The 15,892-nt window shown below is 66.5% G+C and carries 15 protein-coding genes; 9 read left to right on the plus strand and 6 right to left on the minus strand.

Annotation, left to right across the window (positions count from 1 at the left end; genetic code table 11):
* The first annotated feature begins 7 nt into the window (after window positions 1–7).
* Window positions 8–631, plus strand: a complete 624-nt coding sequence (gene upp / locus A5784_RS21250; protein ID WP_064946868.1) for a uracil phosphoribosyltransferase — start codon at window positions 8–10, stop codon at window positions 629–631.
* 4 nt (window positions 632–635) lie between these two features.
* Here upp and A5784_RS21255 read toward each other — a convergent pair whose 3' ends face one another.
* A complete protein-coding gene (locus A5784_RS21255) occupies window positions 636–2,282 on the minus strand; it encodes a phospho-sugar mutase (protein WP_064946869.1) in 1,647 nt (548 codons plus the stop codon).
* Entirely contained in the window at window positions 2,279–2,752 is a 474-nt protein-coding gene (locus tag A5784_RS21260) for a MarR family winged helix-turn-helix transcriptional regulator (protein WP_064946870.1), read from the minus strand. The genes A5784_RS21255 and A5784_RS21260 overlap by 4 nt, the downstream gene beginning before the upstream one ends.
* 103 nt (window positions 2,753–2,855) lie before the next feature.
* On the opposite strand from A5784_RS21260, the gene A5784_RS21265 reads away from it, so the two are divergent.
* On the plus strand, window positions 2,856–3,956 hold the full coding sequence (locus A5784_RS21265) for an AbrB family transcriptional regulator (protein WP_064946871.1): 1,101 nt from the start codon (window positions 2,856–2,858) through the stop codon (window positions 3,954–3,956).
* Here A5784_RS21265 and A5784_RS21270 read toward each other — a convergent pair.
* Window positions 3,902–4,678 (minus strand): purine-nucleoside phosphorylase, encoded by a 777-nt coding sequence (locus A5784_RS21270; protein ID WP_156750696.1) that lies wholly within the window; start codon window positions 4,676–4,678, stop codon window positions 3,902–3,904. The two genes, A5784_RS21265 and A5784_RS21270, sit on opposite strands and share 55 nt — an antisense overlap.
* An 83-nt stretch (window positions 4,679–4,761) precedes the next feature.
* Between A5784_RS21270 and A5784_RS21275 the strand changes: the two genes are divergently transcribed.
* From A5784_RS21275 to A5784_RS21285, 3 genes are read left to right on the plus strand one after another with little or no spacing between them, the layout of a single operon-like run.
* Complete coding sequence (locus tag A5784_RS21275; RefSeq protein WP_064946906.1) at window positions 4,762–5,946, plus strand: M20 family metallopeptidase; 1,185 nt, start codon at window positions 4,762–4,764, stop codon at window positions 5,944–5,946.
* A gap of 5 nt (window positions 5,947–5,951) precedes the next feature.
* Window positions 5,952–7,118, plus strand: coding sequence for a M20 family metallopeptidase (locus A5784_RS21280; RefSeq protein ID WP_197514828.1), 1,167 nt, complete (start codon window positions 5,952–5,954; stop codon window positions 7,116–7,118).
* A gap of 10 nt (window positions 7,119–7,128) precedes the next feature.
* Window positions 7,129–8,070: a hypothetical protein gene (locus A5784_RS21285; protein ID WP_064946874.1), complete on the plus strand. Its 942-nt coding sequence runs from the start codon at window positions 7,129–7,131 to the stop codon at window positions 8,068–8,070.
* Between the two features lie 14 nt (window positions 8,071–8,084).
* Here A5784_RS21285 and A5784_RS21290 read toward each other — a convergent pair whose 3' ends face one another.
* Window positions 8,085–9,545: a purine-cytosine permease family protein gene (locus A5784_RS21290; RefSeq protein ID WP_197514822.1), complete on the minus strand. Its 1,461-nt coding sequence runs from the start codon at window positions 9,543–9,545 to the stop codon at window positions 8,085–8,087.
* Between the two features lie 272 nt (window positions 9,546–9,817).
* On the opposite strand from A5784_RS21290, the gene A5784_RS21295 reads away from it, so the two are divergent.
* Genes A5784_RS21295 through A5784_RS21305 form a run of 3 tightly spaced genes read left to right on the plus strand, consistent with a single transcriptional unit; the run spans window position 9,818 to window position 12,219 of the window.
* Window positions 9,818–10,513 carry a hypothetical protein gene (locus A5784_RS21295; RefSeq protein WP_064946907.1) on the plus strand — a complete coding sequence of 232 codons (696 nt, stop codon included), beginning with the start codon at window positions 9,818–9,820 and terminating at the stop codon, window positions 10,511–10,513.
* Window positions 10,514–10,538: 25 nt separating this feature from the next.
* Window positions 10,539–11,510: a PDR/VanB family oxidoreductase gene (locus A5784_RS21300; RefSeq protein ID WP_064946876.1), complete on the plus strand. Its 972-nt coding sequence runs from the start codon at window positions 10,539–10,541 to the stop codon at window positions 11,508–11,510.
* Between the two features lie 52 nt (window positions 11,511–11,562).
* Window positions 11,563–12,219 carry a GntR family transcriptional regulator gene (locus A5784_RS21305; RefSeq protein ID WP_197514823.1) on the plus strand — a complete coding sequence of 219 codons (657 nt, stop codon included), beginning with the start codon at window positions 11,563–11,565 and terminating at the stop codon, window positions 12,217–12,219.
* A gap of 6 nt (window positions 12,220–12,225) precedes the next feature.
* On the opposite strand, the gene npdG is transcribed toward A5784_RS21305, so the two are convergent.
* Complete coding sequence (npdG, locus tag A5784_RS21310; RefSeq protein WP_197514824.1) at window positions 12,226–12,951, minus strand: NADPH-dependent F420 reductase; 726 nt, start codon at window positions 12,949–12,951, stop codon at window positions 12,226–12,228.
* Between the two features lie 139 nt (window positions 12,952–13,090).
* Here npdG and A5784_RS21315 point away from each other — a divergent pair, with 139 nt between their 5' ends.
* A complete protein-coding gene (locus A5784_RS21315) occupies window positions 13,091–14,749 on the plus strand; it encodes a PucR family transcriptional regulator (RefSeq protein ID WP_064946877.1) in 1,659 nt (552 codons plus the stop codon).
* On the opposite strand, the gene A5784_RS21320 is transcribed toward A5784_RS21315, so the two are convergent.
* A complete protein-coding gene (locus A5784_RS21320; protein WP_064946878.1) occupies window positions 14,709–15,890 on the minus strand; it encodes an XdhC family protein in 1,182 nt (393 codons plus the stop codon). The genes A5784_RS21315 and A5784_RS21320 overlap by 41 nt on opposite strands.
* Between the last annotated feature and the right edge of the window lie 2 nt (window positions 15,891–15,892).

A 15,892-nucleotide genomic window follows, 5' to 3' on the forward strand; every position in this document is an offset into this window, starting at 1 on the left:
TCGGCGCATGGACGTACGTGTCGTCGAGCATCCACTGGCCGCTGCCCGGCTGACCACCCTGCGTGATGAGCGCACCGACAACGCGGCGTTCCGTGCGGCCTTGCGCGATCTGACGCTCATGCTGGTCTACGAGGCCACCCGCGACGCGCCGTGCGAACCGATCCCGGTGCGCACACCGCTGACCGACACCACCGGTTCCCGGCTGGCCAATCCGCCGCTGCTGGTACCCGTGCTGCGCGCCGGGTTGGGCATGGTCGACCAGGCGCATGCGCTGATCCCGGAGGCTCAGGTGGGTTTCGTCGGGATGGCCCGTGATGAAACCACACACCAGCCGACGCCGTATCTGGCGTCCCTGCCTGACGATCTGAGTGCCCGGTCGGTTTTCGTGCTCGACCCGATGTTGGCCACGGGAGGGTCGATGGCCTACACCGTGGACCTGCTGCAGGCCCGCAACGCCGTCGACATCACCGCGGTGTGCGTGGTGTGTGCGCCCGAAGGCATTGCGGCACTGGAGAAAGTCGCCCCCGGCATCCGGCTCGTCACCGCGACCATCGACGATGGTCTCAACGAGATCGCGTACATCGTCCCAGGTCTCGGCGACGCGGGGGACCGCCAGTTCGGACCGCGCTGAGGCGTCAGAAAAGTGCCGCGGCGGTGGCTAGTTCGTCGTTGAGCGTATTCGCCCGGGCCCGTGCCATGGTCAGGTCGTCGGTCGGTGCGCACCGAACTTCGGTGTAGGACTTCAGCTTTGGCTCAGTCCCCGAGGGGCGCACGACAACCCGCACCGTGGTCCGCGCGTCACCGCCGGTGAGGATCAGCGCATCGGTGCGCTGCTCGCCGGGCCGGTCCAGCAGATCCTCGACACTCACGGGGAAGCCTGCGAGTTCGGTGGGCGGGGTGGTCCGCAGCCGAGACATCGCGGCCTCGGCGTCCTCGACCGGTCGCGACACCGCGCCCGTCACGTGTACACCGTGTCGCAGGGCCAGGGCGTCGAGCGCATCGGGCACCGTGCGGCCCTGATCGCGCAGGGCGACCACCAGGTCGCAAAACAGGATCGCGGCGCTGATGCCGTCTTTGTCGCGCACTGCCGCCGGGTCGACGCAATGCCCGATGGCCTCCTCGTACGCGTATGCCAGTGTGGTGCCGGGACCTCCGGCGCGGGCCAGCCACTTGAATCCGGTCAGCGTCTCGGCGTGGTGGGCTCCGTGCGCGGCGGCGATCGCGGCCAGCATACGCGATGACACCACGGTGCTGGCCACCACCGTGGCCTCGCTGACCGGGCCGGGCTCGACCTGCGACAAGATGTAATCGCCCAGCAGCCAACCGGTTTCATCACCGGAGAGCATGCGCCAGCCGTCGGCGGTGGGGATTCCGACGGCACAGCGGTCGGCATCGGGATCCAGCGCGATCGCCACGTCGGCCGACACCTTGGCGGCCAGGGTCAGCAACGCGTCGGTGGCTCCCGGTTCCTCGGGGTTCGGAAAGGCCACGGTGGGGAAGTCCGGGTCGGGCGCGAACTGGCTCTCCACCACGTAAACATCGTCGAGGCCGGCCAATGCCAGTGCGTCGAGCGCGAATTCGCCGCCCACCCCGTGCAGCGGGGTCAGTGCCACCCGCAGCGAACCGGTGGTGTGACGCACGTGCGCAACCCGCTCCAGGTAGTGGCGGATCTCCTTGAGGCCCCCGGTCTGCACGGTCGCGCGTGGAATTTCGTCGGCATGGGGTGCGCGCGCGACGGCCGCCTCGATCTCGCGGTCGGTGGGGGAGATGATCTGCATGCCGCCTTTGCCGAACACTTTGTACCCGTTGTCCGCCGGTGGGTTGTGCGACGCGGTGATCTGGATGCCCGCCGTGGCGCTGAGGTGCCGCACGGCGAACGCCACCACGGGCGTGGGGACGGCCGCGAGCATGAGCAGCACTTGAAAGCCCTGGGCCGCAAGGACTTCCGCAGCAGCGAGAGCGAATTCATCGGAGCGGTGCCGGGCGTCGCGCCCCACCACCACCTGCGTCTCGCTGGGAGTGAATCCGGTGCCGTCATGGGCGAGCTGGTCTTTGAGCACCTGCGCCACCGCCCAGCTCGTCCGCAGCACGACGGCCAGATTCATCGCGTCGGGTCCACCGCGGACCGGTCCGCGCAGCCCGGCTGTGCCGAACGTCAACGGGTTGTTGAACCGCCGCGCGAGCTCATCGGGGTCGCACGCGGACAGCTCGGCCGCGGTGCCCGGATCGGGGTCGTGGGTGATCCACGTTTGAGCCACCGCCGAAATCGCCGATTGCGTCATGAGTCAAGTGTGCCTGCTTTTGCATCGGCGTACGCGAGCTTGCGGAGCACCGGCGCCACGAGCGTCAGCAGGCCGCGCTCCAGATCGGTGAGATTGTCGCGCATCGCGGTATGTAGCCAGGCATCGCGTTCGGCGCGGTCACCCTGCAGGAGCTCGGCGCCCTGTGCGGTCAGCTCGATGAGTTGACGTCGGCGGTCGTGTTCGTCAGGGCGGCGCACGATCAGCCGACGGTTCACGAGTTCGTTGATGCCGTCGGTCAAGGACTGCACCCGCACCTGCAGCCTGGTGCCCAGCTCGGCGGGCGTGGTGGTCCCGGCGCGGCTGATCTCACCCAGCAGCTCGAGTTGGCTGAGTGTCAGACCGTGATCGGGGCGGTGCCTGCGCATCTGCCGAGCCACCGCCATCATCGACTCCCGCAGTTCCGTTGCGGTACTGACCGATGGCTTCGCGGTGGACCGTGTGCTGACCATAGCCAAGTTATACCTTGGTAACTGTCGCATTGTGTCGAGACTCCACGAGGTTGCGACCGCGTAATAACAAGGTAATACTTGGCACTATCGAATCGGAGGTTGCATGCGGCGGATGCTGAGCTGGGTCGTTCTGGTGACGCTGACCATCGCGGCGACCTTCGCCCTCACCGCCATCGGCGTTCCGTCCGCCGGACTGTTCGCCGCGCTCGTCGTGGGAGTCGCGCTGGCATTGGCCGCCCTGGCTCCCGCCCGATTGCCTCGGCACACCGGCCTGGCGGCGCAGGGTGTGCTCGGCGTCTACATCGGCACCATGGTCCGGCCGGAGGCCGTCGACGCGCTGAGGCCCGACTGGTTGATCGTGTTGGCCATCGCGGTGGCCACGCTGCTGCTCAGTGTCCTCGCCGGGGCGCTGTTGGGCCTGCATCGCGACATCAGCCCGCTGACCGGCTCGTTGGCACTGGTGGCCGGCGGTGCCTCTGGGCTGGTGGCCATCGCCCGCGAACTCGGCGGTGACGACCGCGTGGTGTCGGTCGTGCAGTATCTGCGCGTCGCGCTGGTCACCGCAACGATCCCGGTGATGGTCACCCTCGTCTATCACGCCGACACGTCGCACCCGGGTTCGTCGCCGGCGCAAACCGATTCGGCCCCTTGGTATGTGAGCCTCGCCATGCTGGCCGCATTGGTAGTGGTCGGTGCCGCAGGCGGCAAGCTGATCCGGTTGCCCGGCGCCGGGCTGCTCGGGCCGCTGGCGCTGACCATCGCGCTGCAGCTCACCGGCCTGTCGTTCGGTCTCACCGTTCCGATGGTGCTGGTGCAGGCCGCCTACATGCTCATCGGCTGGCAGGCCGGGCTGTCCTTCACGCTGGCTTCGGTGCGGGCGATCGGCCGCATCCTGCCCCTGGCGCTCGCGCTGATCGTGATCCTCGGAGCGATGACCGCAGGGCTCGGCGTCGTGCTCGCGAAAGTCACAGGTATCACCCAACTGGAGGGATACCTCGCGACCAGCCCGGGCGGCGTCTACGCCGTGCTGGCGACCGCCGTGGAGACAGGTTCGAATGTGACCTTCATCATCGCGGTCCAGGTGGTCCGCATGCTGCTGATGCTGTTCGCCGCACCGCTGATGGCCCGGGGTTTGGCCAGGTTCAGCGCTCAGAGACGCGCGATCACGCCGGCCAGCAGGGAGCCCATCCGCGCCGCCGACTGACGGCCTGCCTCCAACACTTCTGTGTGGCTGAGCGGCTGGCCCGTCATACCCGCCGCCAGGTTCGTCACCAGCGACACGCCCAGCACCTGCGCCCCGGCGGCCCGCGCGGCGATGGTCTCGTGCACCGTCGACATGCCGACCAGATCGGCACCCAGTGTGCGCAGCATCCGGATCTCGGCCGGGGTCTCATAGTGCGGTCCCGGCAGCGCCGCGTAGACGCCCTCGGCCAGAGTCGGGTCGATCTCGCGGGCGAGGTCGCGCAACCGCGGCGAATAGGCGTCGACCAGGTCGACGAATTGCGCCCCGACCAGCGGCGATCGTGCCGTCAGGTTGAGGTGGTCGCTGATCAGCACCGGCTGTCCCACCTGGTAGTCGGCGCGCAGACCACCTGCGGCGTTGGTCAGCACCACGGTGTGCGCCCCGGTCGCCACCGCGGTCCGGACGGGGTGCACGACGTGCTGCAGATCGTGGCCCTCGTACGCGTGGATCCGTCCGACGAGCACGAGGACCCGGTGTGCGCCGATGCGTACCGACAGCACTTGTCCGCCGTGCCCGGCCGCGCTGGGCGGGGTGAATCCGGGTAGCTCGGCCATCGGCACCACCGCGACCGGGTCGCCGAGTTCGGCGACGGCAGGCGCCCACCCGGAGCCGAGCACCACCGCGACGTCGTGGTGGTCGACGCCGGTGCGCTCGGCGATGGCTTCTGCGGACGCGAGGAGCAATTGGGCTCCTGCGGACGCGTGCTCCCGATCGGTCACGGTGGCCGAGCTTAACCGGCGCGAACAGGCAATGCGATACTGCGATGATGCCCACCGCCGCTGCCTCGCTGAGCGTCGAAGACGCCGTCAACCGGCGCCGTGGTGACCTCATCGAGCTGTCCCACTCCATCCACGCCGAGCCTGAACTGGCGTTCGCCGAGCATCGCAGCTGCGCCAAAACCCAGGCGCTGGTGGCCGAATACGGGTTCGAGATGACCGCGGCGCCCGGCGGTCTCGACACCGCGTTCCGGGCGTCCTACGGCAGCGGCCCGCTGGTGGTGGGGATTTGCGCCGAGTACGACGCGCTGCCCGAGATCGGGCATGCGTGTGGACACAACATCATCGCGGCCTCCGCGGTCGGCACCGCCCTGGCGCTCGCCGAGGTGGCCGACCAACTCGGCCTCACGGTGGTGCTGCTCGGCACGCCGGCCGAAGAGCTCGGCGGGGGAAAGGTGTTGATGCTGGGCGCCGGAACCTTCGACGACATCGCGGCGACGGTGATGCTGCATCCCGGTCCGGTGGACATTGCCGCGGCCCGCTCGCTGGCGCTCTCGGAGGTGACGGTCGATTACACCGGGCGGGAATCGCACGCGGCGGTGGCCCCGTACATGGGCGTGAACGCAGGTGATGCGGTCACTGTCGCACAGGTGGCCATCGGGCTGCTGCGCCAACAGCTGCTGCCGGGGCAGATGGTGCACGGCATCGTCACCAACGGCGGCCAGGCGACCAACATCATCCCGGGTCATGCGGAACTGCGCTACACCATGCGGGCGACCGATATGACGGCGCTGCACGAGCTGGAAGGCCGGATGGCCGGCTGTTTCTCGGCCGGGTCGATCGCAACGGGCTGCACGCATCAGGTCAGTGAGACCGCACCCGCCTACGCCGAGCTGTTGCCCGATCGGTGGCTTTCGGAAACCGTGCGCGCGGAGATGGTGGCCCTCGGCCGTGAGCCGCTGCCGCCAAGCGTGGAAGCCAGCGTGCCGATGGGCAGCACCGACATGGGCAACGTCACTCAGGTGATGCCGGGAATTCATCCGGTCATCGGCATCGACTCCGGTGGCGCGGCCATCCACCAGCCCGCGTTCACCGCGGCGGCCGCCGGTCCGAGTGCCGACAAGGCTGTGGTGGAAGGGGCAATCATGTTGGCCCGCACCGTGGTTCGCCTTGCCGAGACCCCCGGCGAACGGGATCGGGTGTTGCAGGCCCAGGAAAGGCGGACGGCATCATGACTGCGGTGAATCTCGCCCAGATCGCCGACAGTTGGCTGGCTGCCCACTACGACGATCTGGTGGCCTGGCGCAGGCATCTGCACGCGCATCCCGAATTGGGCCGCCAGGAGTTCGCCACCACCGAATTCGTTGCCAAGCACCTCGCCGAGGCGGGGCTCAACCCGAAGGTTCTGCCCGGTGGCACCGGTCTGACGTGTGACTTCGGCCCCGACGACGGCTTGCGGGTCGCGCTGCGCGCCGACATGGACGCGCTGCCGATGGCCGATCGCACCGGTGCGCCGTATGCGTCGACGGTGCCGAACGTCGCGCACGCCTGCGGGCATGACGCGCACACGTCGGTGCTGCTGGGCACCGCCCTGGCGCTGGCCTCGGCCCCGGAGCTTCCGGTCGGCGTTCGGCTGATCTTCCAGGCCGCCGAGGAATTGATGCCCGGCGGCGCCATCGACGCTGTGTCGGCCGGGGTGCTCAACGGGGTCTCGCGGATCTACGCGCTGCACTGCGACCCGCGACTGGCTGTGGGCCGCGTGGCCACCAAGCCTGGGCCGATCACCTCGGCGGCGGATTCCATCGAGATCACCCTGCACTCACCGGGTGGGCACACGTCGCGCCCGCATCTGACCGGTGACCTGGTGTACGGCCTGGGCACGCTCATCACCGGGCTGCCCGGGGTGTTGTCGCGCCGCATCGATCCGCGGCACAACACCGTGATGGTCTGGGGTGCGGTCAACGCCGGTGTCGCCGCCAACGCGATACCGCAGATCGGAACATTGGCCGGCACCATACGCACCGCGAGCCGTGATACCTGGCTGACGCTGGAATCGATTGTCGAGGAAGTTGTTTCGGCGTTGCTCGCGCCTCTCAACATCGACCACAGCCTCAACTACCGGCGCGGTGTGCCGCCGGTGGTCAACGAAGAAGTCTCCACGCGCATCCTCACCCACGCCATCGAGGCCGTCGGCCCTGACACCCTTGCCGACACCCACCAGTCCGGCGGCGGCGAGGACTTCTCCTGGTATCTGGAGGAAGTGCCCGGCGCCATGGGACGGCTCGGCGTGTGGAGCGGCCAAGGACCCCAACTCGACCTGCACCAGCCGACGTTCGACCTCGACGAGCGGGCCCTCGGCGTCGGCGTCCGCACCCTGGTCAACATCGTCGCTGCCTCGTCCTGCTGACCCCCTTGATGTGACCCATACTCCCGACGAGGTGCTCACCGCGGCGACCGCAGCTTTGCGGGAAGCGGAGTCCTTGCGGCAGCGGTTGGCGGTGGCACGCAGCAAGGCCGAAGCCTCCGCAACGGCCGCAGCGGCGGCCGAGCAACAGATCGCCGGAGAGGCCCGCGACGTCAGGAAGCTGAAATCGCTGTCGCTGACCAAGATTCTGGCGCACCTCAACGGTTCGTACGACGACGATCTCGCCCGCGAAACCGCGCAGCAGGACGCCGCCGAGTACGCATATGCCGCCCGGCAGGCCACGGCTGACGCCGACCAGAGCGTCGTCGATGCCCTGCAGCATCAGCTCGTCGCACTCGGTGACGTCGACGAGGCCTTCCACCGGGCGCTGGCGATCAAGGAGAACTGGTTGCAGCGCAACGGCGGCGCGACGTCATTCAAACTGCTCGAATTCGCCCAGCAGCGTGGCCGATTGATCGCCGAGCTCAAGGAGATCGGGGAGGCCCAGGCCGCGGGCGAGGCGGCGCTGCGCGAATTGCATGGCGCCGCAGACCTGCTCAACGACGCGCGATTTCTGTCGTCATACGACACGGTGGCCAACGGCGAGTTCGTCGGCGCGGCGATCAAGTGGCAGATGCTCGACGATGCGGCGGACCAACTGCGAGCCGCGGACGTCGCCATCAAGACGTTCACGACGGAGCTGGCGGACATCCAGGCGGACAGTCTGAGGTTGGCTGAATTGGATGACTTCACCACGTATTTCGAAACCTGGCTCGGCGCCATCTTCACCGGCAGGGCTGTGCGTGAACGGCTCGGCGAAGCCCACGCCACCGTCGTGTCGACCATCGATGCCACCAACGGGATCTGGGTCAACCTCGAGGAGCGCAGGCTTCGCCACGTCAACGACTTCGCACAGCTCAAGGCGCAGCGGGACGCGTTGGTGCTGCGCGCTTGACCAACGGGCACACCTTAATTCATCTTCTCCAGCCGCGACGCCTCCGGCCGACCGGGTGGCAGCGCGGCCCCGGCGTTCGGTGCGAACCAGCGCCGCGCGGTGAGGTAGACAACGGCCGCCACGATCGCGGAGACGAAGTAACTCAGGTCGGCGCCACCGAGGCTGATGCCGATCGGGCCCGTGTAGAAGTCGTTGGCCATGAACGGTACTGAGACCACGACGCCGATGACCAGTGCCGACAGGCCCGCCACGTTGAACCGCCCGAACGCTCCGGCCGGAGTGTAGAAGTTCTCGAACGGCAACACGTTTCGTCCGCCGCGCTGCACGACGTAGTAGTCGACCAGCAGGACCGCGACCCACGGCGTGATGTAGTACGACAGCACATGCAGGAAGAGCAGGAAATTCGACTGGAACTGGTCGCCGCCGAACACCAGCGCGACAACCAGGCCGACAAGACCTGCGATCGTGACGGTCACCCACTGTGGCAACTTCACGTCACACGTCAGTGTGTTCATCGCCCCGCTGTAGAGGTTCACCGAGTTGTGCGGGATGGCAGACAATCCCAGCGTGAGCAGCGCGACGTAGCGCAGCCACCCGGGCAGGGCGACGCCGAACGCGTCGATCACGTCACCGCCGGGCATGAGCGTGATGAGACCCGCGCCGAGGCACATCATCCAGGTCGTGGAGGCGAAGAGGCCGGCGGAAGCTGCCGCGAATATCGATGAGGGCTTACTGTTTTCGGGCAGATAGCGCGAGTAGTCCGACGCGTAGGGCGCCCAACTCGCGGTGTAGCCGAACACGGCGGTGAAGAGAACCGACCAGGCAAGCCAGTAGTCGACACCGCTGACCGTGGCATCGGTGCCTGGCCCGCCGCCGTGGACGATGAGGACTATCGAGACCACGGTGAGGACCACGATGCTCACGTTGGTGATGATCTTGCCCAGCGCGTGCAGGATCTTGTAACCGAAGATGCCGATCAGAATGCTCACTGCCGCAACGACAACGACAGTCGGGGCGTATGGGGCATTGAGGAGGCTTGCCAGTGATTTGGCGCCGAGGACCGTTCCGACGCTGTAATAGCCGATGCACATCAGCAGGGTCAGGAACGCGGGAAGAAAGTTTCCGAAGTAGCCGAACGGAGCCCGCCCCATCGGTAGCTGTGGCATACCGAGTCGGGGTCCCATGACCGCGCACAAGCCGGTGACGATGGAACCCAGGATGTTGGCGAGAACGATCGCGGTGATGCTGCCCGTAAGGCCCAGGCCCAGCGGGCCGCCGCTGGCGCCCAGATAGATGCCGGCAAGGTAGATCACCGGTGCGAACCGCACAGTGAACTGATTTCGAGGGTTGCCATAACGCTGGCTTGCCGGGATGTGGGCGATGCCGCGTCGTTCGAGCGTCAACGCGCTGGCAGACGTTTCCGTGCGGGACGGCTGCCCAACGGGCGGAACCGATTGCGCGTCGCTGTCTTTCATGCAAGTCCTCATTTCGTGGACAGGAAGACTGTGAGGTCCATCACGCTAGGGTCGGGGGTGTCGGATGCACACATGACCAGGAGCCAATCTTCACAGGGCCTGTTTGGCGGAAGGTGCCAACCCCCGCGGGGCCGGGTGGGTGAGGCTGTTGTGCGCCGCTGAACCCGACAGGCTGAACCCGGTAGGGAGGCGCCGAGCGGCCTTGACCGTGACACAACTCTCACCATACTATCGATTATCGATAATTACCGGGTGCGAGAGAGGTGCTTCACGTGGTCGATGTCAGGAACGTTCGCGGCGGGACAGGTCTGGACCCCATCAAAGAAGAGGTCGACGCCATCCTCGACTCGATCTTTGCCAATGCGAAGCGCACCAGCGAAAAGTTCTTCGAATCCTTCGCGTTGGACCCTCAGCCGATCATTCTCGCTGAGTGGCTGGCTACCCGGGCTTGGCGCGAAATCGACTATGTCTTCCTGCTCAACGAGGAGATTCGCCGCTACGGGTTGGGTTTCGAAAGAAAGCACATCACCCTGTTGGCGAAGCAGGCCTTCCAGGAAGCCGAACACTATGAGGCAGTGAGCAGTGCTGTCGAATCACTCGGTGGCACAGCGCCTACCACGGTTCCCGCGGATTCTCAGGCCTGGAGCGAATTCCTGTGGGAGTGCCTCGACCGCCATCCACTTGCGGCCGTCGCAGCATGGAATGCCTCGGAGACCTCAGCAACGGGAAGCCTTGAGCCGACTTTCCTTGCCGGAGAACGCCACGGCTTCGACGAGGTGGTCCGAGTGCACCGAAAGATCGAGATCGACGAGAAATTCCATGTCGGACTCGGCAGGCAAATTCTCGCGCGTTACGCGGAAACCGACGACGATCGCAACGAGATTCTCCGTGCGATGCGCGGCATGCGTGACATCGCCGCAAACATGTTCTCGCCGGACTCGGCGACGCGACTGCTGACACAGCGATAAGCCATACCCGCAGCGAGGTTGGGCAATGCCATCACAGAGTCAGACACGCACGGCGCCTGCCGCACACGTGACGGTTTCGTCGGTTCGCCGAGAGGCGGACGGTGTGCTGGCCCTCGAACTGCGAGCATCGGACGGGTCCGCGCTCCCGACGTGGACGCCCGGAGCGCACATCGAGGTGGAATTGCCAGGGGGTTTTGTACGCCAGTACTCGTTGTGCGGCGCCCCTGACGACATCGACCGCTGGCGCATTGCCGTACTGCGCGAGCCCGCGAGTCGCGGTGGCTCGAAGTTCATCCATGACAACATCGAACCGGGGGACGTCCTGTCCGTCCGAGGGCCTCGCAACAATTTCGGGATTGTCGAAGCGGACCGATACTTGTTCGTAGCCGGGGGTATCGGTATCACGCCCATCCTCCCGATGGCTCGGCATGTCGCCCGCAGTGGCAAGCCGTGGACGCTTGTCTACGGTGGGCGAACACTCGCGTCGATGGCATTCGTCGACGAGTTGAGAAACCTGCCTGCAGGCGATGTGCGCGTGATACCGCAAGATGAATACGGCCTGCTGGATCTGGACTACTTCCTGGGGACCCCGCGTTCTGACACTGCCGTCTACTGTTGCGGCCCGGGCCCCCTGATCGACGCGGTCGAACTACGCTGCGCCACATGGCCGATAGGCGCGCTACATCTGGAACGCTTCGCGCCGAAGGAAGTACCACGCAGTTCCGTCGACGACGAGTTCGATGTGCGACTCGCCCGGTCGGGGGAGCGGCTGCGGGTACCCGCTGACCGGACGCTTCTCGAAGTGCTCGAAGCGGCCGGCTACGAGATCGACAACTCCTGCCGCGCCGGCATTTGCGGTACGTGCGAGTTGGCCGTTGCCGACGGCATCCCAGAGCACCATGACGACGTTCTCAGCGATGCCGAGCGGGAGTCGAATCGAGTCATCCTGCCGTGTGTTTCCCGGTCGAAGAGTGCCGTGCTGGTCGTCGACCTCTAACCGGTACCGCCAGGTACGTGTCTAGGCGGCAATGAGTCCGTATCTTCAGAACATGCCCGCGCACGACCAGATGGATGTCCGCCAGACGCTCAGTCACCGGATCCGGGACACCCTGGTGCGCCAAATCGTGTCAGGCGAACTGGAGCCCGGCGAGCGGCTGGTGGAGACGAAAGTTGCGGCCACGTTCGGTACCAGCCAGGCCCCGGTCCGGGAAGCGTTGCGCGAGCTGGAGACGTTCGGGCTTGTCGAGATCAAACCGAGGCGTGGCACGTTCGTCCGCTCGTTCATTCGCGAGACTTTGCGCGAAAGCTACGTTCTTCGTGCCGCACTTGAGGAGACCGCCACGCGGCTTGTGCTCATGGCAGGCAACGTCCCTTTCGATCAGCTGGCGGACGACGTCAGACGCATGCACGATGCCGCGCGCAAGAACGACACTGAAGCAGTGGGCCTGGAAAGCGTGGCATTCCATCGCCACATTGTCGAAGCCGCAGGCAATGACCTCATCAAACGCTCGTGGGAAAACCTGCACATCGAGGCTCGAACTTCGGTGACCATCATGGCCCGCACGCCGGATCTCAGCGGGATAGCCCGTGAGCATCAGGCACTCCTGGATTCACTGTCCGCCGGTGACGTCGAGGCGGCGTGTGCGCTGGCGCGTCAGCATCAGTGGGATTACGCGGAACTTCCGGAAAGCTCGTCGTCCGATTGAGCAGATTCACGCCAGGGCCGGCCGCGCCTGCAGATGCGTGACCTGAATACCGGCATGCGTTTTGTGCCGGATGTTGATTCCGATCAGAACCGGGGTGAGCCCTTCGAGGAGTCGGCTCATCTCAAGTGATCCCGCGTCGACGACTCGCAGACCCCGGATGCGTTCCAGCGCCGCGGTCACCGCAACCTTGGCGTGGGGGTCGCCGCAGATGAGAGTGTCTTGATCGAGTGGATGCGCGACGTCGCGCAGTGCCGCTGCACTGATGGTGTGCAGCCCGGAGGCGAGGCCGATCTCGTCGCTGATCGCCGAACGTGCTTGCTGCGCAGCCGATCCGTGCCAGGGCTCGACCAGATGGGTCGGGCGCCCGCCGATCGCGGTCGCCAGCGGAACGGTGGTGTCGAGCAGCACCTGACCTGCTCGCCAGTGCGTGGCGACGCTCTTCAGCGTCGCCACGTGGCTCGCGAACGGGACGGCGATGATCACCAGTTGATCTGCCCGGGTGACGGCTTCGCCGTTGAGGCAGCCGACGAAGGTGCCGTCTTCGATGAGTTCACGAGCGTGCGTCGCGGCGCGGTCGGCCCGGTGCGCATCCCGCGAGCCAAGGCAGACGGCGTATCCCGCCTCCCCGAGCCGCAGGGCAAGGCCGAAGCCCAGATTGCCCGTCCCTCCCAGGATGGACACCGTCTCCTTCGCATTGCCTTCAGCAACACCGGATTTCCCGCGTCGTGTCACGGTGTTCCTCCTCATCGGGTCGACCGGGCGCTGATGTCCGGCGTGTAGCAACCATAAGAAGACAGGCATCGCCCAACCCATGGCTATTTATGCCAAAGAATGCGGCGGTCGTTGTCGATCAGCGCTAAGCTTGCCGCCGATGAACACGCCAGATGCGGCGAGTGCCAGTTCGAGCCAAACTCTTACTCTCCGAGAGTTACTCGACGACGAGGTGCTGGCCGGTGCTGAGTTGATCGCGGGCGGCGCCGGGTTGGACCGGGCCATCAGCGCCGTGAACGTGATGACGGTTCCCGACATCGGCAAATGGGTTCGGCAGGACGAGTTTCTGCTCGCCACCGGCTACCCGCTGCCCCGTGACGACGCCGACCAAGGACAGTTGCTGACAGACCTGCACCGGCTCGGCCTGGCAGGTATCGGTATCAAACTCGACCGGTATATGCCCGAACTCGGGCAGGAGATGGTCGATGTCGCCGAACGCCTCGGGCTGCCGCTGGTCGTCATACCCGAACACATCCGCTTCGACGACATCCTCAGCAGGGCATTCGCCATCATCGTCAACCGCCAGGCGTCAGCTTTGGCCAAGGCGCAGGAGATTCACCACTCGTTTCTCGCGATCACGTTGTCCGGTGGCGGGCTCAATGAGCTGGCAGGCAGCCTCTCGGGCCTGCTGGGAGACGCCAGCGTCGTGATCACCGATCCACAGGGCACCGTGTTGGGGCTCGCCGGCGACGAAGCTCCCCTGATCGACCTGAATTTCATGAAGGCGGAGTCCGCGGACTTGTTGCGGCTGGGCATGACGGGCCTGCACACCGACAAACGCACGGGCAGGCGGTGGGCGGCACGGGAGATCCGAGCCGGCCGCCTGCACCACGGCTTCGTCGTGGCCGTCGAAGCCGAAAGGCCCTTCGGCGAATTCAGTCTCGTCGCAGTCGGACAAGCGGCAATCGTTGCCGCACTGGAGGTTACGCGTGACCTCGCAGTGGGTGCCGTGGAACGTCGGTTCTCGTCCAACGCCCTGTTCGAGCTGATTTCCGGCAGTGAGTTCGAAGCCGCCGAATACGCATCGCTGGGTTCGGGATTCGGGTGGGACCTCGAACGCGACATCGTCGTGCTGGTCGGCCGCCGGGAGGGCACCGCCGACGACTCTCCCGACACCCGGCGGCGGTCCCGACTGGCCGATGACCGGGCCATCGAATTCTGGGCCTCGGCGGTCCGCAGCAGGGACCGGTTGGCAGCCGCCGCCGGGCTCGGCTCCGAACTGGTCGCGGTCGTCGGAGCCGACCAGGATGTGCTCGCCGTCGCCCGCGCCGTGCAGGACGAGGTCGCGCATTTCACGCACGCGCAATACGCCATCGGCGTCAGCCGCAATTATCCAGGGCCCGCCGGGGTTTCAACGGCGTACCAGGAGGCCCGCACCGCGCTGCGACTCGGCCCGCGGGTGTCCGGCAGCGGCGCAGTGACCGCCTATGGCGACTTGGGTCTGTTCCGGTTGCTAGCGCAGGTCAGCGACGATGACCTGCGGGCATTCGCCGAGGAGAAACTCGGGCCGGTCCTGCGCATGAGCGAGCCCGAACGGTCGGAGATGTTCCAGACGTTGGAGACGCTGATCGAACACAACATGAACATGGCCGAGGCGGCGCGGCATCTGCACTACCACTACAACACGATGCGGTACCGCCTCGCCAAATTGGAGCGGCTCCTCGGGCCGTTCAGCACCAGCACGCCCGTGGCCATCCAGATCGGGGTGGCGTTGCAGATCAACGAGATGCAGAAGATTCTCGCGACCCGGCCGACATGACCCGGGGCACAAGGGTTCCCTCGTGAATTGAACCGGCGGTGTCGGTGAGACGCCGACCGCTGCCGCCCCAGCGTTTCGCGATGATCTCGGCGGCGATGGAGACGGCGGTCTCTTCGGGTGTGCGGGCCCCGAGGTCAAGCCCGATCGGGCTGCAGAGTCGCGCCAATTCGGCGTCGGTCAATCCGTTGTCGCGCAACTGTTCCAGCCGCTGTCGATGGGTACGGCGTGAACCCATGGCCCCGACGTAGGCGATCTCGGGGATGCGCAGCGCGGTCTGCAGCAGGGGAACGTCGAACTTCGGATCGTGCGTCAACACCGTCACGACGGTGCGGGAATCGATTCTGCCCGAGTGGTATTCACCGTCCAGGTAGCGGTGCGGCCAGTCGACCACGACGTCGTCGGCGTCGGGAAACCTGCTGCGGGTCGCGAACACCGGCCGCGCGTCGCACACCGTCACGTGGTAGCCCAGAAAACTGCCCACCCGAGCCACCGCCGCAGCGAAGTCGATGGCCCCGAAGACCAGGAGCCGCGGTTTGGGGGCGAAGGCCCACACGAAGACGCGCATGCCATCGCCACGCCGTTGGCCGTCGGCGCCGTATGTCAGTGTGGCGCTCGTGCCGGTGGCCAGCAGCCCCAGGGCGTCGTCGCGAACAGCGTCGTCGGCCCGGGTAGATCCGAGAGTCCCCTGTGCAGAGGGGTTTTCGTCGGGACGAATCACCAAGCGCCGACCGACCCAGGCCCGGTTGGGATGTTCGACGACCGTGGCCACCGCGACGGGTCGGCCCGCATCGACATCCTCGGCGAGCTGGCCCAACTCGGGAAACGTTGTCCGGTCGACCTTCTCGACGTAGACGTCGAGGATGCCGCCGCAGGTCAGCCCAACGGCGAACGCGTCGTCGTCGGACACCCCGTAACGCTGCAGCACCGGTCGGCCCGAAACCGCCACTGCCTGCGCCAGTTCGTAGACCGCGCCCTCGACACAACCACCCGACACCGATCCGACAGCGCACCCGTCGGGGCCGACCATCATCGACGCTCCCGGAGCACGAGGCGCGGAGCGGAACGTCGCGACGACCGTTCCGAGACCGACGCTTTCGCCGGCCTGCCAGCACTTGACCAGCTCGCCCAGCACGTCACGCACGG

The sequence above is a fragment of the Mycobacterium sp. 852013-50091_SCH5140682 genome (assembly GCF_001665685.1).
Lineage (GTDB): Bacteria > Actinomycetota > Actinomycetes > Mycobacteriales > Mycobacteriaceae > Mycobacterium.

Excerpts from the sequence above, each read along its gene's own strand:
- upp (WP_064946868.1), top strand. The coding sequence starts at position 8 with ATGGACGTACGTGTCGTCGAGCATCCACTGGCCGCTGCCCGGCTGACC.
- A5784_RS21255 (WP_064946869.1), bottom strand. The coding sequence starts at position 2,282 with ATGACGCAATCGGCGATTTCGGCGGTGGCTCAAACGTGGATCACCCAC.
- A5784_RS21260 (WP_064946870.1), bottom strand. The coding sequence starts at position 2,752 with ATGGTCAGCACACGGTCCACCGCGAAGCCATCGGTCAGTACCGCAACG.
- A5784_RS21265 (WP_064946871.1), top strand. The coding sequence starts at position 2,856 with ATGCGGCGGATGCTGAGCTGGGTCGTTCTGGTGACGCTGACCATCGCG.
- A5784_RS21275 (WP_064946906.1), top strand. The coding sequence starts at position 4,762 with ATGCCCACCGCCGCTGCCTCGCTGAGCGTCGAAGACGCCGTCAACCGG.
- A5784_RS21290 (WP_197514822.1), bottom strand. The coding sequence starts at position 9,545 with ATGAAAGACAGCGACGCGCAATCGGTTCCGCCCGTTGGGCAGCCGTCC.
- A5784_RS21300 (WP_064946876.1), top strand. The coding sequence starts at position 10,539 with ATGCCATCACAGAGTCAGACACGCACGGCGCCTGCCGCACACGTGACG.
- A5784_RS21305 (WP_197514823.1), top strand. The coding sequence starts at position 11,563 with ATGCCCGCGCACGACCAGATGGATGTCCGCCAGACGCTCAGTCACCGG.
- A5784_RS21315 (WP_064946877.1), top strand. The coding sequence starts at position 13,091 with ATGAACACGCCAGATGCGGCGAGTGCCAGTTCGAGCCAAACTCTTACT.